Genomic DNA, 22,656 nt, shown 5'->3' with positions numbered 1-22,656 from the left:
GTCCATCGGGTGCGCCCCCTTGAGGGGGCCGGCGAAGCCGGTAGAGGGGGGACGCATCACTTCACTTCTTCACCAGCGGGCACTTGCTGTCCGCGAGGGCGGTGTAGGCCTCGGCGCCAGGGATGCGCGAGACGACCTTGTAGTAGTCCCAGGGCTCGGTGGACTCCTTGGGCGACTTGACCTGCATCAGGAACATGTCGTGGATGCCGCGGCCGTCTTCCTTGCGGATGGTGCCCTTGGTGTAGAAGTCGTTGATCGGCGTGTCCTTCATCTTGGCCATGACCTTGTCGGCGTCGTCGGTCTTGATCGCCTCGACGGCCTTCAGGTAGTGCATCACGGCCGAGTAGTCGGCGGCCTGCAGCGACGAGGGCATGCGCTTCATCTTCTCGAAGAAGCGGCGCGCCCAGGCGCGGGACTCGGGGCTCTGGTTCCAGTACCAGGAGTCGGTCAGGTACATGCCCTCGGCGGTCTTCAGGCCCAGCGAGTGGATGTCGTTGATGAACATCAGCAGGCCGGCGAGTTTCATGCTCTTGGTGATGCCGAACTCGTTGGCCGCCTTGACCGAATTGATGGTGTCACCACCGGCGTTGGCCAGGCCCAGGATCTGCGCACCGCTGCTCTGCGCCTGCAGCAGGAAGGAGGAGAAGTCGTTGGCGTTGAGCGGGTGCTTGACGGCCCCCACCACCTTGCCGCCGGCCTTGTTGATGACCTCGGTGGCGTCGGCCTGCAGCGCGGCGCCGAAGGCATAGTCGGCGGTCAGGAAGTACCAGCTCTTGCCGCCGGCCTTGATCATTGGGTTGACCGTGCCGCGGGCCAGCGCCACGGTGTCGTAGGCGTAGTGGATGGTGTAGGGCGTGCAGGCGGCATTGGTCAGTGCCGAGCTGCCGGCGCCGATGGAGATGAAGGGCTTCTTCTTCTCGGCCGCGACGGTGGCCATCGCGAGGTTGGCGCCCGAGTTGGTGCCGCCGATCAGCAGGTCCAGGCCCTGCGTATCGATCCACTCGCGCGCCTTCGCGTTGGCGATGTCGGCCTTGTTCTGGTGGTCGGCGAAGATGAACTCGATCTTCTTGCCGCCGATGTTGCCCTTCATGTCGGCGATGGCCATCTTGATGGCCTCCACGCCCCCGGCGCCGTCGATGTCCGCATAGACGCTGGACATGTCGGTCAGGAAGCCGATCTTGATGACGTCGCCCGAGATCTGCGCCTGGGCGGCGAGGCCGCAGGCGGCGAGGGAAGCGGCAATGAGGGTCTTCTTCATGGGGTCTCCGGTGGTTAGACGCTGAGCAGCTCGTCCATCTTGGCCTGGTGGGCCGGCAGTTCGGCTGCGGGGAAGGACAGCACGACCTCGCCGTGCTCGATGACGATGAAATGGTCGGCCAAGGGCGCGGCGAAGCGGAAGTTCTGCTCGACCATGAGGATGGTGAAGCCCTGGGCCTTCAGCGCGCGGATCATGCGGGCCAGGGCCTGGACGATGACGGGGGCCAGGCCTTCGGAGATCTCGTCAAGCAGCAGGATGTCGGCGCCCGTGCGCAGGATGCGCGCCACGGCCAGCATCTGCTGCTCGCCGCCCGACAGCCGCGTGCCGGGGCTGTGGCGACGCTCCGCGAGATTGGGGAACATCGCGTAGATCTCGGTTTCGGACATGACCTTGCCGCGCCGGCTCTTCAACAGCGGCGGCAGGCGCAGGTTCTCCTCGGCCGTCAGCGACGCGAAGATGCCACGCTCCTCGGGGCAGTAGCCGATGCCCAGCTGGGCGACGCGGTGGGGCGAGAGGGCGATGGCCTCGCCGCCATGGATCTTGATCGAACCCTTGCGCGCGCCGGTCAGGCCCATGATGGCGCGCAGCGTCGTCGTTCGGCCGGCGCCGTTGCGGCCCAGCAGCGTGACGACCTGGCCCGGCTGCACGCTCATGGAAATGCCATGCAGGATGTGGCTCTCGCCGTACCAGGCGTGGAGGTCGGTGATTTCCAGTGCAGGCGTGGCCATGTCAGTGCGCGCCTTGGAGTTCGGTGGCTTCGGTGCCCATGTAGGCCTCGAGCACGGCCGGATGCTTGGACACCGTTGCGTAGTCGCCCTCGGCCAGCACGGCGCCGCGCGCCAGCACGGTGATGCGGTCGGCGATGCTGGCCACCACCTTCATGTTGTGCTCCACCATCAGCACGGTGCGCCCCTCGGCCACGCGCTTGATGAGGGCGGTCACGCGGTCCACGTCCTCGTGGCCCATGCCTTGCGTGGGCTCGTCCAGCAGCATCAGCCGCGGCTCCATCGCCATGGTCGTCGCGATCTCCAGCGCGCGCTTGCGGCCATAGGGCAGGTCTGCGGCGCGCGTGGTCGCCATGTCGCGCAGGTCCACCAGCTCCAGCAGCGCCAGCACCTTGGCGTCCAGCGTCTGCAGGCCCGTGAGGCCCTTCCAGAAATGGAAGCTGGTGCCGGTGAAGGGCTGCAGGCCGATGCGCACGTTCTCCAGCACCGTCAGGTGGGGGAATACGGCCGAGATCTGGAAGCTGCGGATGACGCCGCGGCGGGCGATCTGGGCCGAGGTCTCGCCGGTGATGTCGGCGCCTGCGAAGACGATGCGGCCGCGCGTGGGCGTCAGGAACTTGGTCAGCAGGTTGAAGCAGGTGGTCTTGCCCGCGCCATTGGGGCCCAGCAGCGCATGGATGTGGCCGCGCTGCACCTGCAGGTTCACGGCATCCACGGCCGTGAAGCCTTTGAACTCCTTGGTCAGATCCTGGGTCTCGAGGATGTATTCGCTCATGGACGTCCGGGTTAGCTGCGCGACTCTAGGCCTTCAAGCATGACACTGGCTTACGGGCATTCACGGGGTTTGGTCGGCGGAGAGGAAACGTTCGATCAGGCCGATCTGCTCCGGCGTGTTCAAGGCGGGTGCATGGCCGCAACCGGGAATGAGGGCGACGGCCGCCCGCGGCCCGCGCTCGCGCATGGCCTGGGCGGTCTCGGCGCTCAGCAGCGTGGAGTCCTCGCCGCGCAGGCACAGGACCGGCAGGTCCAGCTGGTCCCAGGCACTCCACAGCAGGTAGTCATCGGGATGATGGTCGAACTGCGCCACCATTGCGGGGTCGTAGTGCGTGGTCACGCGGCCGTCGGGCAGGCGGCGCAGCGAGGTCTCGGTCAGGTGGTGCCACTGCGCGTCGCTCAGGTGACCAAAGCTCGCATAGATCTCACGGAAGTAGCGCTCCAGCTCGGTCACGGTCGCGAAGCTGGGCGGCTGGCCGGCATAGGCCTTGATGCGGGCCAGCGCCGGCGCGGCCAGCTCGGGGCCGTTGTCGTTCAGCACCAGGCGCCTTATGCGGCCGCGCAGCCGTGTCGCCGCGCCCAGCGTGCCGATGGCGCCACCCATGGAGGTCCCGACCCATTGCACCTTGTGCAGGCCCAGCTGATCCATCAGCGCCTCGGCCTGCTCGACGTAGAAATCCAGGCAGTACTCGCGCGTCGGATCTATGGCCCATTGCGACAGGCCGCGGCCCAGCGTGTCGGGACAGACGACATGCCAGCGGGCACTGAGCGCAGCGGCAAATTCGTCGAAGTCGCGGCTGCTGCGTGCCAGGCCATGCCAGGCGATGACGGGCGGTGCGCCCGCGTCGCCCCATTCCGTGAGGTGGATCTCGCGACCCAGGCAGGTCAGATAGCGCGAGCGCATCACTTGGCGGCCCTCCCAGGCTTCCACGCCGCCAGCCTCAGCCGCCCGACGACGCCGCCCGGGAAGTGGTAGACAGCCAGCACGAAGAGCAGGCCCAGCCACAGCAGCCAGCGGTCCGGCGAGACCAGCGTGCTCAAGCCCGGCACGCCGTCGACCAGCGAACCCGCGCCCTTGAGCAGGGCCTGCAGATAGTTCTGCGCGACGATGAAGAGCACGCTGCCGATGACGGCGCCGTAGACCGTGCCCATGCCGCCGATGACGACGATGAGCAGCAGGTCCAGCATGATCTCCATGCTCATGGCCGTCTCGGGGCCGGTGTAGCGCAGCCACAGCGCGAGCAGCGCGCCGCCGCAGCAGGCCAGCAGCGCCGCGATGACGTTGGCGCCGGTGCGGTAGACCACGGGGCGGTAGCCGATAGCCTCGGCGCGGAACTCGTTCTCGCGTATGGCCTGCAGCACGCGGCCGAATGGCGAGTTGACGATGCGCAGCAGCACGACGATGAGGGCCGTGACGGCGACGAAGAGCCCGTAGTAGGTCAGCAGCCGGCCGTCGAGCATGACGCCCAGTACCGGCTCCTCCAAGAACTCGGTGGACGGGCGCAGTGCTTCAGGCAGCTGGAAGTTGAGCCCGTCCTCGCCGCCCGTGAAGTCGCTGAGCTGCGAGCACAGCGTCATGAAGGCCGAGGCCACGGCCAGCGTGATCATCGCGAAGAAGATGGCCTTCACGCGCAGGCTGGCCAGGCCCACGGCCAGGGCCAGAACGGCGCTCAGCGCAAGTGCTGCGACGAAGCCGATGCCCAGCGATGCCCAGTCCGGCCCCAGCCGCGTCGACGCGATCGCGATGCCGTAGGCGCCGATGCCGACGAACATGGTGTGCGCGAAGCTGACGATGCCGGTATAGCCCAGCAGCAGGTCGTAGCTGGCGACGAGCAGGATGAAGACCAGGATCTTGGCCGCGACGTTGAGCGCCTGCGTGCCGGGGAAGATGAAGGGCGCGCCGAGCAGCCCGACGAAACAGGCGATCAACAGTGCGGCCAGGATGCGGCTGCGCGGTAGGTCGTGGGAGAGCAGCGTGCGGATCATCATTTCGCCCCCACCGGGTAGAGGCCTTGCGGGCGCCAGAGAAGAATGGCGACCATCAGCCCGATGTTGGAGAAGAGGGCCGCTTTCGGAGCCAGGAAGCCGACGTAATTGGCCACCAGGCCCACCAGCAGCGCGCCGACCAGGCAGCCAATCGTCGAGCCCAGGCCGCCGATGATGATGACGATGAAGAGCAGCAGGTTGACCTGGGCGCCGATCTGCGGCGTGACGCCCTGCTGCACCAGGCCCCAGAGCACGCCGCCCAGACCCGCGAGCGCTGAGCCGGCGACGAAGACGCCGACGAAGAGGCGCTTGATGCGGTAGCCCAGCGCCTCCACCATCTCGCGGTCCTGCACGCCGGCGCGGATCAGGAGGCCGATCTTGGTGCGGTTCAGCACCAGCAGCAGCGCGACCAGTACGACGAGGCCGATGACCATGGCCAGCACGCGGAACTTCTCCACCGCCACGTCACCGATCAGGAAGATGCCGCGCAGCGCGTCGGGAAGCGGCAGCGGGATCAGCTGCGCGCCCCAGCTGGCCTTGATCAGCTCCTCGCCGATGATCATGCCGCCCATCGTGATGAGGATCTGCTTCAGGTGCTGGCCGTAGACGGGCCGCACCAGCACGCGCTCGAACACGACGCCCACGGCCGCCGCGATGCCCATGCCGGCGAGGCAGGCGGCGGCCAGTGCGGCGAGGTTGGCCAGTACGTCGGGGCTGCCGGTCCAGGGCGCCAATGCGGCCAGCACGGTGGTCGCCATGAAGGCGCCCAGCGCGATGAAGACGCCGTGGCCGAAGTTCAGTACGTCCATCAGTCCGAAGACCAGCGTCAGGCCCGAGGCGATGACGAAGATGATGAGGCCCATGGCCACGCCGGCCAGCGTCAGGTTGAGCCAGGTGCTGGCGCTGCCGGTCAGCGGCAACGCCAGCAGCATCAGCGCGGCGAGCAGGGCAAGAGGGCGGGGGTCGAGCTTCATTGGTGGGCCGCCAGCGAGAGGCCCAGCAGGCGCTGCTGCAGGCCGGAGTCTTCGATCAGCTCGCGCATCGCGCCGCGGTGCACGATGCGGCCGTCGTCCATGACGGCCACGCTGTCGCCCAGTTCGGTGGCGACGCGGAAGTTCTGCTCGACGAGCAGGACCGTCGTCCGCGTGCCCTTCAGTTCGCGCAGCGCGGTGATGAGGTTCTGCACGATGGCCGGGGCCAGCCCCTTGCTGGGCTCGTCGATGACCAGCAGTTCGCGCGGCTCAATCATGGCGCGGGCGACGGCCAGCATCTGCTTCTGCCCGCCGCTGAGCTTGCCGGCCGGGTGGGTCCAGAAGGTCTTCAGCGCAGGGAAGAGTCCGAACAGCCAGTCCAGGCGCTTGGCGTCGAGGTCGACGATGCGCTTGGCGCCGCGGGCCGCCAGCAGCAGGTTCTCCGCAACGCTGAGCTCGCCGAAGATACCCATGGTCTCGGGCACGTAGGCGATGCCCTGCGCCGCGATGTCGGGCGTGGCGAGCTTGGTGATGTCCTCGCCCTTGAACGAGACCGCACCGGCGCTGGCCGTCCACAGGCCCATCAGCGTGCGCAGCGTGCTGGTCTTGCCTGCGCCGTTGCGGCCCAGCAGCATGGTCACCTGGCCGATCGGCACTTCGAGGTCCACGCCGTGAAGGATGTGATACGCCCCGACGTGCGTATGAACGCCTTTCAACGTCAGCAGGTTCATGCCGCGACCCCGAGGTAGGCCTCTTGCACGATGGGCGAGGCGATGACGGTGGCGGGGTCGCCATCGGCGACAAGCTTGCCCTGGTGCAGCACGATGATGCGGTCGGCCAGCTCGCGCACGACGTCCATCTTGTGCTCCACGAGCAGCAGCGTGTGCTTCTTCTCCGCCTTCAGCGCGCGGATCAGGTCCAGCACGACTGGGACCTCGTCCACGCTCATGCCGGCCGTCGGCTCGTCGAACAGATAGACCTTCGGTGCAAGCGCGATCAGCATCGCCACCTCCAGCTTGCGCTGGTCGCCATGCGGCAGGCTGGCGGCGAGGTCGTCGGCGCGCGAAGCCAGGCGCACGCGCTCCAGGATGGCCCGCGCCTCGGCTATCAGCTCGCGGTGCGACAGCCACACCGACAGCATGCGCAGCCCCTTGCCGTGGCGTGCCTGCACGGCCAGCCGTACGTTCTCCAGCACCGTCAGGTGGGCGAACAGCTGCGTCAGCTGGAAGGCCCGGCCGAGGCCGCGGCGCGTACGCAGCGGCGCGGGCTGGCCCGTCAGGTTCTCGCCGTCCAGCCAGACCTCGCCGCTGCTCGCGGGCAGCTGGCCCGAGATCAGGTTGAAGTAGGTCGTCTTGCCAGCGCCGTTGGGGCCCACGATGGCCGTCAGCGTGCCGGGCTGGAAGGCGCAGGACACGCCGTCGACGGCCACATGGCCGCCGAAGCGTATCGTCAGGTTCTTTGTCTCGAGCACGGGCCGTCGTCCGCCATCAACGCTTGTTGCGGATGGGCACGTTCATTTCCTCGGGCTTGATCTCCCGCACCAGCTCCGGCACGCCCCAGGGGAAGGCCGGGTCCGCCTTGATGCGGAAGTGGTACATGGACTGCATGGCCTGGTGGTCTTCGGGCCGGAAGGTCATCTTGCCCTTGGGCGTCTCGAAGCTCATGCCCTCCATGGTCTTGATGAGCTTGTTGGTCGCCGTGTCGCCGTTGGTCCTCTTCAACGCCTCGACGAGGGCGATGGCCGCGCTCATGCCGCCGGCCGTGAAGAAGTCGGGCGGCTGCTTGTATTGCTTGTAGTGGTTGGCCACCAGCCATTCGTTGACCGGGTTCTTCGGGATGCCGAAGTAGTAGTAGGTCGCGCCCTCCATGCCGGGGAACTGCTTGTAGGCCGTCATGGCCGGCAGGATGTTGCCGCCCGAGCCCACGGCGATGCCGTAGCGCTTTTGCAGGTCCAGCGCGGCCAGCGCACCGAAGGGCGGCGTGCCGCCGGCCCAGACGACGCCGATGACCTTGGGCCCGGGCCTGTCCTTCAGTGCGTCCACCAGGCGCTGGATGCCAGCGGTGAAGTCCGTCGTCGCCGTGGGCAGGTATTCCTCGTGGACGATCTTGGCTTTCTTCAGCGCTTCCTTGTAGGCCTTCACGGCGTCGCGGCCGAAGGCGTAGTCCTGGGCCAGGATGCCGATGCTGAGGCCCGGGATGTCGGACGCGACGGCGTTGCCGATGGCGTCCTGCGACGAGTTGCGGCCGGTGCGGAAGATGTACTTGTTCCACTTGTCGCCGGTGATGGAGTCGGCCACGGCCGGCTCCACCAGCAGGATCTTCTTGTACTCCTCGGCCACCGGCAGCATGGCCAGTGCAACGCCGGAGGACGAGGGCCCGACGGCGATGTCGGCCTTGTCGTCGCCATAGGCGGCGGCCAGCAGGCTCTTGCCCACGTCGGGCTTGCCCTGGTCGTCCTTCTCGATGACGACCAGCTTCTTGCCCGCGACGGTCATGGTGCCGCCGGTCGCGTAGTCCAGGCCCATCATCAGGCCGATCTGCGTCTGCTTGCCATAGGCCTCCAGCGGGCCGGTCTTGCTGTAGACATGGGCGATGCGGATCTCGTTGCCGGCGGCCGGCGCGATACCGGGCAGCACGAGTGCGGCGGCGAGGGCAAAGCGGCGCATGGTGGGGCGCATGGGGCTTGTCTCCTGTGGTTCGTTGTCATCTGCTCTGTCGGCAGACGCTGTCTTCCCTTTTTGCAAGGGCCGTGCCCGGCGGGGAAGTGGCGCCGGAGGCGGATTTCGTCCGGGTTGCCCCCAGGTTTTGAGGCGTTATGGACCCGTGCAGTGTCCGGAATTCAGGCGTTGCCTGAAACCTGGACTTCCAGCTCCGGCCAGCGCGCCAACCTTTCGTACAGCGAGGCTCGCGAGATCTGCAGCAGTCGGGCGGCTGCCATGCGGTTGCCATTCGTTGCCTGCAGCGCGCGGGCAATGGCGTCGCGTTCAAGCGCCTCGATCAGCTCGGGCAGCGGCGCCACGGCCTGGGCCGTGGCCATGGTGGATGCCGTGGGACGCGGGGGGGCGGGCGCGGGAGCCTCGGCCGCGGCCGGCAGCGCCGCGCCGCCCTGGAAATGCGCCGCCGTCAGCTGCATGTCGTCGCTCATCAGGCTGACCTGCTCCAGCGTGTTGCGCAGCTCGCGGATGTTGCCGGGCCAAGCCTGCTGCATCAGCCATTCGATGGCGTCTGGGCTGAGCAGCTTCTGCGGCATGCCGCTGCGGCGGGCGATGTCCTCGCCCAGCGCCTCGGCCAGCGCCTCGATGTCGTCCAGCCGCTCGCGCAGCGCCGGCACGCGGATGGGCAGCACGTTCAGGCGGTAGTAGAGGTCGGCGCGGAACTGGCCCGCGGCGACCATCGCAGCGAGGTCGCGGCTGGTCGCGGCGATGACGCGCACGTCCACGCGCATGACGGTGTTGCTGCCAATCGGCTCCACCTCCTGCTCCTGCAGGACGCGCAGCAGCTTGCTCTGCAGCGCCAGCGGCATGTCGCCGATCTCGTCGAGGAACAGCGTGCCGCCGTCGGCCAATCTGAACTTGCCGTCGCGGCCCTTGCGGTCGGCGCCGGTGTAGGCGCCGGGTGCCACGCCGAAGAACTCGGCTTCCAGCAGCGTTTCGGGCACGGCGGCGATGTTGACGCTGACCAGCGGCCGGTGCGCGCGCCGCGATGCGGAGTGGATGGCATGCGCCATCAGCTCCTTGCCGGTGCCGGTCTCGCCCAGCAGCAGCACGGTGGAGTCGGTCTGCGCGACGCGGCGCGCCTGGCGCTTCACTTCGAGTGCCGCAGCGCTGGCGCCGATGAAGCTGGCGATGGTGTACTTGGGCCGGCGCTGCGCGGCCAGCTGGCGCCGCGTGTCCTCCAGCTCCTGCTGCAGCCGCGCGAACTTGGTGATCAGCGGCTGCATCGTCGTCTCGGGGTGGTCCAGCAGCACCAGACCCAGCGCGCCGATGACCTCGCCGGCGTCGTTGCGCAGCGGCAGGCGGCTCACCAGGAAGGTGCCGGCCTTGTTGGTCAGCAGGTCCACGAGGACGGGCTTTCCGGTCTCCAGCACCTGCAGCATCTGCGTGTTGGGCACCACGTCCTCCACACGCTTGCCCACGAACTCGCGCTCGTCGGCGAAGCCAAGCGCGGGCAGGAAGCGCTTGTAGCCGTCGCTGATCCAGACGATGTGGTGGCTGCGGTCGATGACGAACATGCCCTCCGCCGAACGGGCCAGCACGTCGAACATCGAGCGCGCGGCCAGGCGCAGCAGGCCGTCGACGTCCTGGGGGATGTCGAGCGCGACGGGTGTCTGGTTCTTGGACAGCGGCATGGCCGGCGCAATGTAACGCGCCGGCCCGCCCGCGAAGCCCCAGGGTTTCAGCGAGGCCTCATTCATGCCGGCTCCCTGCAGGTCGCCGTCCGTCGCTGCGCGTCGGACGGTCTGCAGGGCCTGTCCTCGGTCGCGGCTCAGAACTTGTACGTCCCACCTATCGTGACCGTGCGCGGCGCGCCGTAGAAGGCGTCCAGCACGCCCAGGGCGGCGATGTTGTAGCCGTCGGTCTTGTAGGCCTTGTCGGTCAGGTTGCTGCCCTGCAGGAAGAAGCTCAGCTTGCTGTCCTTCTCCCAGATCAGGCCGGCGTTGACCAGCGTGTAGGTGTTCTGCGCCAGGGCTTCGGCGAGGTCCGTCGTCGGGTAGACCTTGGTGCGGTAGGACAGCCCCAGGCGCGAGCGCAGCGTGCCCATCGACAGCCTGGCGCTGTGCTCGATGTTCAGGCCGGCCTGGAACTTGGGCGTGTTGGAGAACTTCTTGTCGGCCGCGACGTTGACGCCGCGCTCGATGTACTCGTCGTACTTGGCGTTGATCGCTGCCAGGTTGCCGCTGATGCGCCAGTCGGTGGTGGGACGCCACAGGAATTCGAGCTCGGCGCCGCTGACGGTGGCCTTGCCAGCGTTCGTGAAGTCGCCGAAGAAGGCGGGTTGGCCGTTGGCGTCGGTATAGGACGTGAACACCGACAGCTGCACGTTCTTGTACTTGTTATAGAACAGCGCCGTGTTCAGCTCCAGGCGGCCGCCGTCCAGCACCATCTTGGCACCGACCTCCAGCGAGTCCAGCTTCTCGTCCTGGAAGGGCTCGGCCGAGCGCGGCACGGCCACGGCCTGGGCGCGGATGTTGTAGCCGCCGCTCTTGAAGCCGCGCGACGCCGTCGTGTAGAGCTTGACCTCGTCGCTGGCCTTGTATTCGAGGGACAGGCGCGGCGAGGTGTTGGTGACGGAACGGGTCTTGTCGAAGTCGGCCGCGACGGAGATGGGCGTGGGCCCGAAGTTGGCGTTCGGGAAGCCCAGGTTCAGCACGCGCGCGCGCTTGGATTCGTCGGTGTAGCGCAGGCCGGTGCTGACGCTGAACTGCGGCGTCAGTCGCCAGCTCCAGTCGCCGAAGACGGCCTTGCCCTTGGTGTAGACCGTGCCGTTGGTGGTGCCGAACAGCAGGTTGAAGAAGTTGTTGCGCACCGTGCCGCCGGCGCGGCCGTCGAAGTAGTACAGCCCGACGACGCCAGAGCTGTTCTGGCCCTCGTAGATGGCCTGCAGCTCGTGGCTCTGCGAGCTGTCGTGGTACTCGGCACGCACGTCGGCGATCTTGGCGGGCAGGCCGTCGAAATCGATGCTGGTGTCGGTGTCGGACTTGCGGTGAGCCAGGATGTACTTCAGGCTCCAGTCGGCGCTGGCGCCCCAGTTCAGCGTCAGCGACTCGCCCGCGCTGTTCGTGTAGTTGGCGTTGGGCATGCCGCTGGCGATGTCGTAGCGGCTGGCCATGGGCGGCGTCTTGGCCGGGTCCGAGGGGTTGACGTTCAGGCGCTGGAAGCCGCGCATGTGCGAGTTGTCGCGCGTGCGGTCGGCCGAGACCTGGGCGCTGAAGTTCGAACCCGTCGGGAACCAGCCCATGGATACGCGGCCGCTGGTCGTGTTCTGGTCGCTGACGGGGCTGCCGTCGGTCAGGTCCCGGCCGTAGCCGTCGCGGTTCAGGCTGGCGCCGGCGAGGCGCAAGCGGAACTGGCCATCGTCGACGGCCGTGCCGACGGCACCCTTGGCGGTCACCTGGCCGTAGTTGCCGACGGCCAGCGTCACCTGCCCTTCAGTCTGCTGCGGCAGCGGCTTGGACACGTACTTCACGGCGCCGCCTATGGTGTTCTTGCCGTACAGCGTGCCCTGCGGGCCGCGCAGCACCTCGACGCGCTGAACGTCGTAGACATCCAGCAGCGCGCCCTGCGGACGGGCGATGTAGACGTCGTCGAAGTAGATGCCCACGCCGGGGTCCACGCCCCACAGCGGGTCGGCCTGGCCGACGCCGCGGATGAAGGTCGTGATGGTCGTGTTGCTGCCGCGCGCGGCGTAGATGGTCAGGTTGGGCACCTGGCCCTGCAGGTCGCCGAGGTCCTTGATGGCGAGCTTGTCGAGTTGCTCGCCCGTCAGCGCCGTCACGGCGACCGGCACGTCCTGCAACGTCTCCTCGCGCTTGCGCGCCGTGACCTTGACGACGTCCAGCGTCGTCACCGCAGGCTCGGCCGCGGGGCCGGTCTGGGCGGCCGCGGGCAGCGCGGCGGCCGTGCCGAGGGCGGCGAGGATGGCGAAATGCAGACGCGAGCGCGCCGGATGGCGTCGGGGCATGGCTTGTCTCCTGGTTTGTTGTCTTGGGTGCCAGCCCCCCAAAGCGCAAAAGCCGTGCCCGCGCCAACATGGGGCGAACCCCAGACAAACCCTTGCGAGCTAACCCGCGGTTTCGGCGTCCGCGGGGCCGGCATTGTCCGGATTCCAGTCAGTCGCTGCCGCCGGCGCTGTCCAGCGGGCAGACAGCCATCCCCGAGGGGCTGCGGGGATGCCGGGGCGCCGGTATCCTGCGCCGTCTTCCTTCCACCCCCCGGAGACCCACGATGCCCCGTCGCCCGCTTACCGCCGCCCTTGCCTTCGCCCTCGGTCTTGGCCTGGGCGCCGCGCCGGCCCTCGCCGCCGGCCCGCAGCTCAAGGGCCAGGCGCCCGGCTGGTACCGCCTGCAGCTGGGCGACTTCGAGATCACGGCCCTGTCCGACGGCACGCTGGACCTGGCCGTGGACAAGTTGCTGCAGCAGCCCGTGCCCAACACACTGCGCGCGCTGCAGCATGCCTACCTGGGCCTGCCGCTGGAAACCTCGGTCAATGCCTACCTGATCAACACCGGCGCCAAGATCGTGCTGGTGGACACCGGGGCGGCCGGCCTGTTCGGCCCCACGGCCGGCCGCGTGCTGGCCAACCTCAAGGCCTCGGGCTATGCGCCTGAGCAGGTCGACGAGGTCGTCATCACGCACATGCACGGCGACCACATCGGCGGCGCTGCCGCCTTCCCCAACGCCATGCTGCGTCTGGACAAGCGCGATGCCGACTTCTGGCTCGCGCCCGAGAAGGTGGCCAAGAGCGATGGCGCCAAGTCCACCGCCGCCATCGTCAAGGCCTTTGCCGACACGGGGCGCTTCAAGCCGTTCGACGGCAGCGCGGACGGCGTCGAGATCGTGCCGGGCGTCAAGGCCTTCCCGGCCTATGGCCACACGCCCGGCCACAGCAACTACGTGGCCGAGAGCAAGGGCCAGAAGATGATGTTCTGGGGCGACCTGATGCACGTGGCCGCGGTGCAGTTCAAGGAGCCCGCGGTGACCATCCAGTTCGACACCGACCCCAAGGCCGCAGCGCCTGCGCGCGAGAAGGCCTACGCCGCGGCGGCCCAGGGCGGCTACTACGTCGCCGTCGCGCATGTCAGCTTCCCCGGCATCGGCCGGCTTCGCGCCGACGGCAAGGGCTACGACTGGCTGCCGGTCAACTACTCGGCGAATCGCTGAGCGCCGCGCGCCGGCCGGCACGCGCCATGCGCACGATGGTCGCCAGGTTCACTGCCGCGACGACCACCTCCAGCGCCGTGCCGCCGATGGAGCCGGCGATCAGGTTGTTGGCGATCCACAGCCCGGTGCCGCACAGCATCAGCAGACGCATCGGAATGCCCTGCAGCGTGAAGAGGGCGAGGGTGCCCAGGCAGGAGGCCGTCAGTGGCAGCCAGTCGCTGGGCCTGGTTGCGATCGCCAGGCCGAAACCGATGTTGGCAGCGATCACGCCCACCGCCACCCAGCGCGAGCGCGTGTGCAGCGACAGCACCGAGCGCAGCATGGACAGCAGCGAACTCGCCACCGCCGTCGGGTTGCCCAGCAGCGCGAAGTGCGCGACGTAGGCGACGCATTCGCCGGTCATGAAGAGCTTGAAGCGTCGGTCGTCGGTCTGCAGGAAGCAGCCGACGCCCAGCACGAAGGCGACGTAGCCGAAGAGCTGGGCGGGCGAGAGCCAGTCGGAAAGAGGCATGCTGTGGGGGGCGCGGAGGTCGATGACCCCCGCGAACAAGGGGGTTGGCGGGGCGAGGGCCCGATTGTCCCGCCCACGCCAGGACAGCCCGGCGGTGCATGGCGCGATGGCGCATACCCGGTGGTTATGCGGCCCGCTCGAATTGGCAGCAAGGTTGCGGACTAACCCGCTGACGCTGGCTCGGCCGGTTTGCAGACCATGCGACCCGCCTCAGCTCCGCGACGCCGTCGCACCCGCCATGATCCCGTTCAAGAACAAGCTGCTCGCCACCCTCGCCCTGACGGGCCTGTTGATCGGAGGGGCGGCCCGGGCCGAACTCCAGCTGCGCGCCAACGGCAGCATGGTCTACGACACCGCCACCAACCTGACCTGGATCACGGACGCCGGCCTGGGCGGCCTGCGGACCCAGGCCGATGCGATGCAATGGGCGGCTTCGCTGAGCTTCGGCGGCTTCGACGACTGGCGCCTGCCCACGGTCCTGCCGGTCAACGGCGTGAGCCTGCAGTTCGACTACGCGGATGACGGCTCGACCGATGTGGGCCTCAACAACGCCGGCAGGAACAGCGAGCTTGGCAACCTCTACTACGCCGGCCTCGGCAACTCCGCGGCCGGCCTCAGGAACACAGGCAGCTTCAGCGGGCTTGCCGACCCGCGCAACGCCGTCGGCCCGGTGTTCTGGACGGGTACGGCCGGCGAGCCCGGCTGGGGCCTGGCCTTCTTCATGGGCATGGGCGCCCAGGACCAGCTCGCCACCGACACCCTGGGCCAGGCCTGGGCCGTGCGCGTGGGCGACGTGGCCGCCGTGCCGGAACCCGGCAGCGTCATGTTGCTGCTGGCCGGCCTGGCCGCCGTCGCGGGCATTGCCCGCCGCCGTTCGATCTGACCTTGAGGCTTCCCATGAAACGACTCGCCTTCTTCGCCACGCTGTGCCTGGGCCTGGCCGGCAGCGCCCAGGCCGGCTACACCGCCACGCCCAACGACTGGGCCTGCACCAACAAGGTCGGCGGCGCCTGGACCCACGGCCGCGCGCCCTCGGGCTGCGACGCCTCGGCCTTCGGCCCGGACAGTTTCGTGCGCGGCAACTACGCCGGCACCATCTTCAACGACGGCGCGGCCAGCCTTGTCGACGAGCGCAAGCGCTACATGCAGACCATGTACCCGGTCATCCGCGACGCGAGCGAGCGCTACCTGCGCTCGCGCAAGCCCGCCGTGTCGGCGCGTGAGCTGGAGGCCTTCCAGCGCGGCACCTACGCGACGCTGCGCCAGGAGACCTTCTGGTCCCATTACCGCGACGCCCAGCTCGCCGCGGGCGAGCCGTATCTGCTGAAGATGATGCGCGGCGACAGCGGCCATGGCCACGGGATGATGCAGGTCGACGACCGCTACCACTTCGTCCAGCTCCAGGAAGGCAAGGGCTGGAACATGATGCAGAACTTCACCTACGCGATCGACATCTACTACGCCGCGTGGGAGTCTGCACCTGCCGCCTGCCTGGGCGGCGTGACCGCGCCCACCGGCACGACGGCCCAGGTCGACGAGTACTGGCGCGGCCGCGCGCGCTCGGCCTGGTCGGCCTACAACGGCGGCCCCACCAAGGTCTGCCGCTGGCAGAACGCGGCCGATGCCAACGTCGCCAAGGACAACGGCTACCGCGACAACTACGACAACCGCCTGTGGCTGGCCGACGTGGCGGACCTCACCAAGGCCGCCGCCATCGACGTGGCCTGCCTGATGGATGACGGCCCGTCCTGCCCCGTGCCCACGGGCGGCAGCGTCCAGCCCGGCAAGCTGCTGCAGGTGGGCAGCGCCGCCTGCGTGCTGAATGGCGGCACGCTGGAATGCGTGGACGACGTGCGTGACGCCGCCTGTCTGGCCGGCCGCGCGAGCTTCGACGACGCCAGCATCACGCCCGTCTACGTCGCGCAGACCTCGGGCTTCCCGCGCATAGACCACAACCGCCACCAGCTCTGCCGCGCCCAGGTGCCGGGCCTGCAGTCGCTGGCCAGCGCCATCGCCACGCTGCAGCCGCTGGACCTGCGCTCCGCCCCCAACGGCATGGTGCTGGGCCAGGCCGCGGCCGGCACCTACCAGGTGCTGGACTTCATGGTGGTGGGCGCGCAGCAGCAGACGCGCCTGTACCGCATCCGAGCCCTAGTCAACGGCGTGCTGACCGACGGCTGGATCGACGCCGGCACCGCGGCCACGCAGGCTGCGCTGGCCGTCGGCGCGGCACCCACCGGGGCGGGCACCATCGCCTATGCCGGCGACTGGGTCAAGGTCGTGCCCAACCTGAACATGCGCGCCACGCCGGGCGGCGCCCTGCTGGTGGCGATCACGGCCAACACCGCCGTTCAGGTCAAGGAGGTCTTCGGCACGGCGTCGGCAAACAACCTCTACTACCGCGTCGAGTACACGCATACCGATGGCGTGCTGCGCGAGGGCTGGATCTTTGCCGGCAACCTCTACCCCGCCTCCACGCTGGCCAACTGGGCCGTGCCGACGACGGCGCCCTCCGCGGCCAAGCATGCCCATTGCCCGAACGGCACGCGCTACGACCAGCACCTGCGCCAATGCATGAGCGCCAGCCAGACCTATGGCCCCTTCACCGCGGCCAGCACGCGGGCCTGCGCCGACGCTGGCGGCGGCGCGGTCTGCACGGCGAACCGGCCGACCGTCGTGGACGGCGTGGCCGTCACGATGCCGATCTGGAGCAAGGCGCTGGCACAGGCCGCCACCGGCAACGGTGACTGCCCGCGCGGCGCGGCGCGGTCGCTGGACCACCGCTTCCACTGCACCGAGACGGTGATGCGCGACGGCGTAGCCGAGACCGATGTGTACGGGCCCTTCGGCACCGGCCTCGTCAACGCCTGCCTGGCGCGCTCCGGCAACGCGGCCTACTGCCGCGGCAACCGCTGGCCGGCGGCGACCTTCCTGGCGCTGCAGCCCTGAGCGGTGATGAAGGCGGTTCCCGCGCTGACACTCGCCGCCATCCTGGGCGTAGCCCTGTGGTGGGGCACGCGCGACGAGGCGGCCGTCGCGCCCGCGGCGGCGCCCGTCGCGGCGCCGCCCACGACGGCCTTGCCGGCGAGCCCGCCCTTGTCATCCGGGGACGGCGCGGCCAGCGCCGTGGCGGCCGGGGCGGCCTCGGCGGCCGCCCTTGCCGCCTTGCCGCCGGCGCAGGCGCTGCGGGCGCTGCAGCAGTGCTACGCGGCCAACAGCTGCCGCGTCAGCAGCCGCGACGGCATGGACGAGCACTTCGAGGTCGTCGCTGGGCTCCTCCAGCAGCTGGAGCGCCTCGCCGCTCAGGGCAGCTCGGCCGAGCAGGTGGCGGCCGTGCGCGAGCTGCTGGCCTTCCCGGACGGGCATGTGCAGGCCGCCGCGCTTGCGCTGGCGGCCCGGCTGCCGCCCTCGGCCGAGACGGTGTCCGCTGCCGTGACGGCCCTGGGCAAGAGCTATGACGCCGTGTTGCTCGCCAAGGCCTACCCGGTGCTGCGGCAATGGCAGCAGCTGGGCCTGTCCAGCGGCTACGACGACATGTTCGTCGGCCTCGTGCACACCGGCGGCTGGCAGGCCGCGCAGTCGGTGGCCGAGAACGTGAGCCCCTTTCTGAACGCCGGCAATGTCGGCCGCTTCGAGCAGGTGGCCCGTCAGCTGCCGCCCGGCGCGCGTCAGCAGGCGCTGCTGCGCTCGCTGCGCGAGTATGAGCTGCAGCGCCGCGGCGGCTGAGGCCACCTGTCGCCCCGCGGCGCCTCAGGGCGCCGGCTTCACGCGCACGATGCGCCCGGCCGTCTCCAGCACAAGGTAGAGCAGCCCGTCCGGGCCCTCGCGCACATCGCGCATGCGGCCGGTGTCGGGGAAGAGCTTCTCCTGCTCGACGGGGCGGTTGTCGGCGTCCAGCTTCACGCGCTCCAGGTAGCCGAACTTCAGCGAGCCGATGAAGAAGTTGCCCTGCCAGGCCGCGCCGTACCTGGCGCTCTTCAGCCGCACCAGGCCCGAAGGCGCGATGGACGGCACCCACTTGACGACGGGCTGCTCCATGCCGGCCTTGGCGGCAATGCCCTCGCCGATCTTGCCGCCACCGTAGTTCTCGCCATAGGTGATGACGGGCCAGCCGTAGTTCAGCTTGGGCGCGATGAGGTTGAGTTCGTCGCCGCCCTGCGGGCCATGCTCATGCTCCCAGAGGCGGCCCTGCGCATCGATGATCAGGCCCTGCGAGTTGCGGTGGCCGTAGCTCCAGATCTCGGGCAGGGCGCCGGGTGTGTTCGCGAAGGGGTTGTCGGCCGGCACGCTGCCGTCCTTGCCCACGCGAACGATCTTGCCGAGGTGGTTGTCCAGTGTCTGCGCGCTCTGCATGCCCTTGTAGCGCTCGCCCATGCTCAGGAAGAGCTTGCCGTCCGGCGCCTCGGCGATGCGGCAGCCGAAGTGCAGCTTGCTGTCCATCTTGGGCTGCTGGCTGAAGATGACCTTCACGTCCGTCAGGCGCTTCAGGTCCTCGCTCAGCCGGGCGCGAGCCAGCGCGGTGCCGTTGGTCTTCTTGTCGGCGCTGGGCTCGGCAAAACAGAAGTAGATCGTGCGGTTGCGGGCGAAGTCGCTGTCCAGCTGCACGTCCAGCAGGCCGCCCTGGCCGACGGCGTCGACGGCCGGCACACCCTGGATGGGCGCGCTGGGCTTGCCGCCGGCCTTGGCGGTGCGCATCGTGCCGTCGCGCTCGGTGACGAGGAACTGGCCGTCGGGCAGGAAGGCCAGCGCCCAAGGGGTCTTCAGGCCTTCGACGACGGTTTCCAGCTCGGGAGCGGCTTGCGCGGCAGGCGCCGCTGCGAGGGCGGCAACGAGGGGAAGGAGGAGGTGCTTGCTCATCGGGATCGGAGTCGGGCCAAAGGGCGGTCCCGCATCATCGCAGTCGCCGGGGCCGGCGGCTTCAGTCCTCCCACAGGCCGCCCAGAAAGCCCAGGCCGGCGCTGACCAGGTCCACCGTCAGGACGGCGCCCACGACACCGGGGAGGGCCGCCCTGGGGCTCTCCCGTTGCGCGCGCGAACGCGCCCGCGCCATCGCGACGAGGGCGTCGGCCAAGTCCTCGCTGCTGGATGCGGGGCGGGGCACCGCCTTGGCATAGTGCTGCAGCGCCCGCTCCACGGCCTGCGGGTCCAGCAGCGACAGCGCCGAGCGGCAGTGCGAGCAGGCGTCTTCCTTGCGCAGGTCCACCGGCGCGCCGCAGCTGCTGCAATGGATGACGCCGACCTTGGTCGCGATGTCGGCGATCTCGGGCCTGGTGAGCTGGCGCACGAAGCCCTTCTCGATCATGAAGGACGCGAAGCTGCTGAAGCGGCCATGCCGGTGCTCGCAGCGGTGCGTGATGTAGCGGCCGCTGCGCACGATGTCGAAACCCTGCACCAGCCGGCCCTGGCATTGCGGGCAGCTCAGCCGCTCGGCGAACGGCGTGCGGGCGTCGTCGCGGTGACGGTGTATCTGCTTGAACAGCGTCGCGATGGCCTCGGGCGCCAGCTTGAGGTTCTCCAGGTGGTCGAACCAGATGCCCTGGCAGGTGAAGCAGAAGTCGAGCTCCACCTTGCCGTCGTAGACGGCGGGCAGCACGTGCACCTGCATGGCCTGGTGGCAGGACGGGCAGGGACGTGATGGGGCCGCGAGCATCGCCGGATGTTAGATGGTCCATGCCGGCTCGATAGCATGGCCGACCGCGAAGACGCAAGCCCAAGGGAGCCATGCTGCAACGACTTCGGTCCCTGGCATTTCTGCTGGCGGCCTGCGCGGCGGGGGCCGCACCGGCCGCGGACGAGGACTTCATCCGGGTCCTGGGGCGGGCGGATGCGGATGCCAGCGGCGGCCTGCCGGTGCTGCTGTGGGTGCGCAACGGAGCGTTGTCGAGCGTCACCTTGCGCGCGCCGCGCCTGCTGGCGCGGCAGGACGAGGATCCCTGCCCGGCCTCGCTGCGCTGGGCCTGGCAATCGTCTTTGCCGCGACCCGACCATGCACCGCCAGAGATAGAGGCGTTGCAGCACAGCGCCTGCACCGCACGCGACTGCTCGCATGACGCTCTGCGCCTGGTGCTTGGGCAAGCGACGGCGGACGAGCTGCCCCTGGACCGGCTGCTGCCCGGCTTCGCCACGGTTCAGGCCGAGTGGCTGGTGCTGTACGTGGTCGGCCTGGATGCGGACCTTGGGTTGGACGGCATCCCTCAGTCGCGCCTGCCCTGGACACCGAAGGCGGGCCGGCTCGAGGCCGTGATGCCATTGGCCGCGGCGGCGCACTTTCCCGAGCTGCACACCGCATTGCTGGCGTACGCCGCCACGGCCCGGGCCCTGGCGCAGTCGGTCGTCATGCGCTCCGAACGCGTCGGCATGCAGCCCCTGAAGTTCGCGAGATTCCGCTTCAGCGACGCAACGCAACTCCAGGCCCTTGGGCTCACCGACGATGCGCTGGGCATGCATCACGTGATCCGCCTGCTGCTGCGCCTGCATCCCGAGGACCGGCCTGCGACGCTGCGGCCGCGGGCCGCGTCGGGCGCGCAGGTCGAACGCATGGCGCCGCTGCGCGCCCTGGGGCCGTGGCAGGGAAGCGCCGAATCCTGCCGAAGCCGTATCGATCAGCTGCGCCGCGAGCCGGCATGCACGGCGCGCATCGCCGAGCTCAGGCAATCGCCGGAGCAACGGTTCCATGTCGCGCGCAGCTTGTCCGCGTCGACTGAAACCGCACAGCTCCAGCAGGCCTGCATGACCGATTGCGCGCTGCAGAAGCAGCAACAGCTTGCCGCCGTGGAGCGCAGCTTCGAAGCCGTCGGCGAGCGCCAGCAGCGGGCCTGGCAGTGGGTGGAAGCATTGACCGGCCGCCCGGCCGCCAGCTGGCCGGCTCGCTGAGTCGTCAGCCGTCCAGCCGCTGCTGGAACACCAGGCCCGCGTGCTCGCGCAGCGCGTGGAACTTGATCTTGGGCCAGTTGCTCTCGATGGCGCGCAGCTCCGGCGCGTACTCGACCAGCACGGTCGGCGCGTCCACCGCGTCGTAGGCCATGCGGTGGTCGTTGGCGTCGATGAAGCGCTTGAGTTCCTGCGGGTCGTCGCAGGTGACCCAGCGGGCCACCTGGAAGCGGCTGCCGGTGATGCGCGCCTTCACGCCGTACTCATGCTCCAGCCGGTGCGCGACGACCTCGAACTGCAGCTGGCCCACGGCGCCCAGCAGCAGCACGCTGCCGGCGATGGGGCGGAACACCTGGATGGCGCCCTCCTCGCCGAGCTGCTGCAGGCCGGCCTTGAGCTGCTTGGTCTTCAGCGGGTCGGCCACTTCGACGGAGCGGAACATTTCCGGCGCGAAGAAGGGCAGGCCGGTGTACTGCAGCGCCTCGCCTTCGGTGATGGTGTCGCCCAGCTGCAGCACGCCGTGGTTGGGAATGCCGATGATGTCGCCGGCAAAGGCCTCGTCCAGCAGCTCGCGGCGCTGGGACAAGAAGCTCACGACGGTGTTGGGCCGCAGCTCCTTGCCGGAGCGCACCACCTTGAGCCGCATGCCGCGTTCGAAGTGGCCCGAGGCCACGCGCAGGAAGGCGATGCGGTCGCGGTGGGCAGGGTCCATGTTGGCCTGGATCTTGAACACCACGCCGGTGAACTTGGGCTCCTCCGGCTGCACGGTACGCTGCATGGCCTGGCGCGCGTCCGGCGCGGGCGCCAGCTCGACGAGGGCGTCCAGCACCTCCTGCACGCCGAAGTTGTTGACGGCGGAGCCGAAGAACATCGGGGTCTGCCTGCCGGTCAGGAACTGCTCGCGGTCGAAGGCCGGGGCGGCTTCGATGACCAGTTCGATCTCGCCCTGGGCGTTGTCGTACTGCATGCCGAAGCGGTCCGCATAGACCGGGTTGTCCAGCCCCTCCAGCACTTCCTCGTCGCCGGCCACGCGATCCTCGCCGGGCGCGAACACGCGCATGCGCTGCTGGCGCAGGTCCATCACGCCGTGGAACTGCTTGCCCATGCCGACCGGCCAGGTGAACGGCACGACGGTCATGCCCAGCTCGCGCTCGATCTCGTCCATCAATGCGAGGGGCTCCTGCACCTCGCGGTCCATCTTGTTGACGAAGGTCAGGATGGGCGTGTTGCGTGCGCGGCAGACCTGCAGCAGGCGGCGCGTCTGCGGCTCCACGCCGTTGGCAGCGTCGATGACCATCAGCGCCGCGTCCACGGCGGTCAGCACGCGGTAGGTGTCTTCCGAGAAGTCCTGGTGACCCGGCGTGTCCAGCAGGTTGATGACGCAGTCGCGGTACTCCATCTGCATGACAGACGAGGCCACCGAGATGCCGCGCTGCTTCTCGATCTCCATCCAGTCCGACGTCGCATGCCGCGAGGCCTTGCGCGCCTTCACCGAGCCGGCGATCTGGATCGCGCCGGAGAACAGCAGCAGCTTCTCCGTCAGCGTGGTCTTGCCCGCGTCGGGGTGGCTGATGATGGCGAAGGTGCGGCGTCGGCGGACTTCCGTCTCGATGCGGCTGGCGGTGGTTTCGGACATGCTGGAGGTGGCAGGCGCTGGTGCCCGCGGACAGGCAAACACGTG

General features: G+C 69.1%; 20 protein-coding genes. 5 read left to right on the top strand and 15 right to left on the bottom strand.

Annotated features, from left to right (window positions below; all coding sequences use genetic code 11):
• Positions 1–61 precede the first annotated feature (61 nt).
• From JOY88_RS11530 to JOY88_RS11480, 11 genes are all read right to left on the bottom strand, one after another.
• A complete protein-coding gene (locus JOY88_RS11530; protein ID WP_293502511.1) occupies positions 62–1,258 on the bottom strand; it encodes an ABC transporter substrate-binding protein in 1,197 nt (398 codons plus the stop codon).
• A gap of 14 nt (positions 1,259–1,272) precedes the next feature.
• Positions 1,273–1,986 (bottom strand): ABC transporter ATP-binding protein, encoded by a 714-nt coding sequence (locus JOY88_RS11525; protein WP_293502510.1) that lies wholly within the window; start codon positions 1,984–1,986, stop codon positions 1,273–1,275.
• A 1-nt stretch (position 1,987) separates the two neighbouring features.
• On the bottom strand, positions 1,988–2,758 hold the full coding sequence (locus tag JOY88_RS11520; RefSeq protein ID WP_293502509.1) for an ABC transporter ATP-binding protein: 771 nt from the start codon (positions 2,756–2,758) through the stop codon (positions 1,988–1,990).
• Between the two features lie 60 nt (positions 2,759–2,818).
• Positions 2,819–3,661, bottom strand: coding sequence for an alpha/beta fold hydrolase (locus JOY88_RS11515; RefSeq protein WP_293502528.1), 843 nt, complete (start codon positions 3,659–3,661; stop codon positions 2,819–2,821).
• On the bottom strand, positions 3,661–4,743 hold the full coding sequence (locus JOY88_RS11510; protein ID WP_293502527.1) for a branched-chain amino acid ABC transporter permease: 1,083 nt from the start codon (positions 4,741–4,743) through the stop codon (positions 3,661–3,663). Before JOY88_RS11510 ends, JOY88_RS11515 begins: the two co-directional genes overlap by 1 nt.
• Complete coding sequence (locus JOY88_RS11505) at positions 4,743–5,717, bottom strand: branched-chain amino acid ABC transporter permease (protein WP_293502508.1); 975 nt, start codon at positions 5,715–5,717, stop codon at positions 4,743–4,745. Before JOY88_RS11505 ends, JOY88_RS11510 begins: the two co-directional genes overlap by 1 nt.
• A complete protein-coding gene (locus JOY88_RS11500) occupies positions 5,714–6,445 on the bottom strand; it encodes an ABC transporter ATP-binding protein (RefSeq protein ID WP_293502506.1) in 732 nt (243 codons plus the stop codon). Before JOY88_RS11500 ends, JOY88_RS11505 begins: the two co-directional genes overlap by 4 nt.
• Entirely contained in the window at positions 6,442–7,185 is a 744-nt protein-coding gene (locus tag JOY88_RS11495; protein WP_293502504.1) for an ABC transporter ATP-binding protein, read from the bottom strand. The genes JOY88_RS11500 and JOY88_RS11495 overlap by 4 nt, the downstream gene beginning before the upstream one ends.
• 16 nt (positions 7,186–7,201) lie before the next feature.
• The gene (locus JOY88_RS11490; protein ID WP_524539213.1) at positions 7,202–8,392 is read right to left on the bottom strand and encodes a substrate-binding domain-containing protein; all 1,191 of its coding nucleotides are present in this window, start codon (positions 8,390–8,392) and stop codon (positions 7,202–7,204) included.
• 161 nt (positions 8,393–8,553) lie between these two features.
• Positions 8,554–10,062, bottom strand: a complete 1,509-nt coding sequence (locus JOY88_RS11485) for a sigma-54 interaction domain-containing protein (RefSeq protein ID WP_293502524.1) — start codon at positions 10,060–10,062, stop codon at positions 8,554–8,556.
• 137 nt (positions 10,063–10,199) lie between these two features.
• On the bottom strand, positions 10,200–12,395 hold the full coding sequence (locus JOY88_RS11480) for a TonB-dependent receptor (RefSeq protein ID WP_293502502.1): 2,196 nt from the start codon (positions 12,393–12,395) through the stop codon (positions 10,200–10,202).
• Positions 12,396–12,658: 263 nt separating this feature from the next.
• Here JOY88_RS11480 and JOY88_RS11475 point away from each other — a divergent pair, with 263 nt between their 5' ends.
• Complete coding sequence (locus JOY88_RS11475) at positions 12,659–13,594, top strand: MBL fold metallo-hydrolase (RefSeq protein ID WP_293502501.1); 936 nt, start codon at positions 12,659–12,661, stop codon at positions 13,592–13,594.
• Here JOY88_RS11475 and JOY88_RS11470 read toward each other — a convergent pair.
• Positions 13,572–14,105 (bottom strand): YgjV family protein, encoded by a 534-nt coding sequence (locus JOY88_RS11470; RefSeq protein ID WP_293502499.1) that lies wholly within the window; start codon positions 14,103–14,105, stop codon positions 13,572–13,574. The two genes, JOY88_RS11475 and JOY88_RS11470, sit on opposite strands and share 23 nt — an antisense overlap.
• Positions 14,106–14,343: 238 nt before the next feature.
• On the opposite strand from JOY88_RS11470, the gene JOY88_RS11465 reads away from it, so the two are divergent.
• The 3 genes from JOY88_RS11465 to JOY88_RS11455 are packed head-to-tail and all read left to right on the top strand — an operon-like array spanning position 14,344 to position 17,831.
• The gene (locus JOY88_RS11465; protein WP_293502498.1) at positions 14,344–14,988 is read left to right on the top strand and encodes a PEP-CTERM sorting domain-containing protein; all 645 of its coding nucleotides are present in this window, start codon (positions 14,344–14,346) and stop codon (positions 14,986–14,988) included.
• Between the two features lie 14 nt (positions 14,989–15,002).
• Positions 15,003–17,054 (top strand): hypothetical protein, encoded by a 2,052-nt coding sequence (locus JOY88_RS11460; RefSeq protein ID WP_293502497.1) that lies wholly within the window; start codon positions 15,003–15,005, stop codon positions 17,052–17,054.
• A 6-nt stretch (positions 17,055–17,060) separates the two neighbouring features.
• A complete protein-coding gene (locus tag JOY88_RS11455) occupies positions 17,061–17,831 on the top strand; it encodes a hypothetical protein (protein WP_293502495.1) in 771 nt (256 codons plus the stop codon).
• 24 nt (positions 17,832–17,855) lie between these two features.
• Here JOY88_RS11455 and JOY88_RS11450 read toward each other — a convergent pair whose 3' ends face one another.
• Both JOY88_RS11450 and JOY88_RS11445 read right to left on the bottom strand, forming a co-directional pair.
• The gene (locus JOY88_RS11450) at positions 17,856–18,962 is read right to left on the bottom strand and encodes a PQQ-dependent sugar dehydrogenase (RefSeq protein WP_293502494.1); all 1,107 of its coding nucleotides are present in this window, start codon (positions 18,960–18,962) and stop codon (positions 17,856–17,858) included.
• A gap of 61 nt (positions 18,963–19,023) precedes the next feature.
• Positions 19,024–19,755, bottom strand: a complete 732-nt coding sequence (locus tag JOY88_RS11445; RefSeq protein ID WP_293502493.1) for a TFIIB-type zinc ribbon-containing protein — start codon at positions 19,753–19,755, stop codon at positions 19,024–19,026.
• 71 nt (positions 19,756–19,826) lie between these two features.
• On the opposite strand from JOY88_RS11445, the gene JOY88_RS11440 reads away from it, so the two are divergent.
• Positions 19,827–20,978 (top strand): hypothetical protein, encoded by a 1,152-nt coding sequence (locus JOY88_RS11440; protein WP_293502492.1) that lies wholly within the window; start codon positions 19,827–19,829, stop codon positions 20,976–20,978.
• Between the two features lie 4 nt (positions 20,979–20,982).
• Here JOY88_RS11440 and JOY88_RS11435 read toward each other — a convergent pair whose 3' ends face one another.
• The gene (locus JOY88_RS11435; RefSeq protein WP_293502491.1) at positions 20,983–22,611 is read right to left on the bottom strand and encodes a peptide chain release factor 3; all 1,629 of its coding nucleotides are present in this window, start codon (positions 22,609–22,611) and stop codon (positions 20,983–20,985) included.
• Positions 22,612–22,656: the final 45 nt, after the last annotated feature.

The sequence above is a fragment of the Roseateles sp. genome (genome assembly GCF_019237615.1).
In the GTDB taxonomy this organism is placed as follows: Bacteria; Pseudomonadota; Gammaproteobacteria; order Burkholderiales; family Burkholderiaceae_C; genus Pelomonas.
The sequence above is the reverse complement of the archived record's forward strand: the minus strand, read 5'-3'. Positions and strand labels throughout refer to the sequence as shown.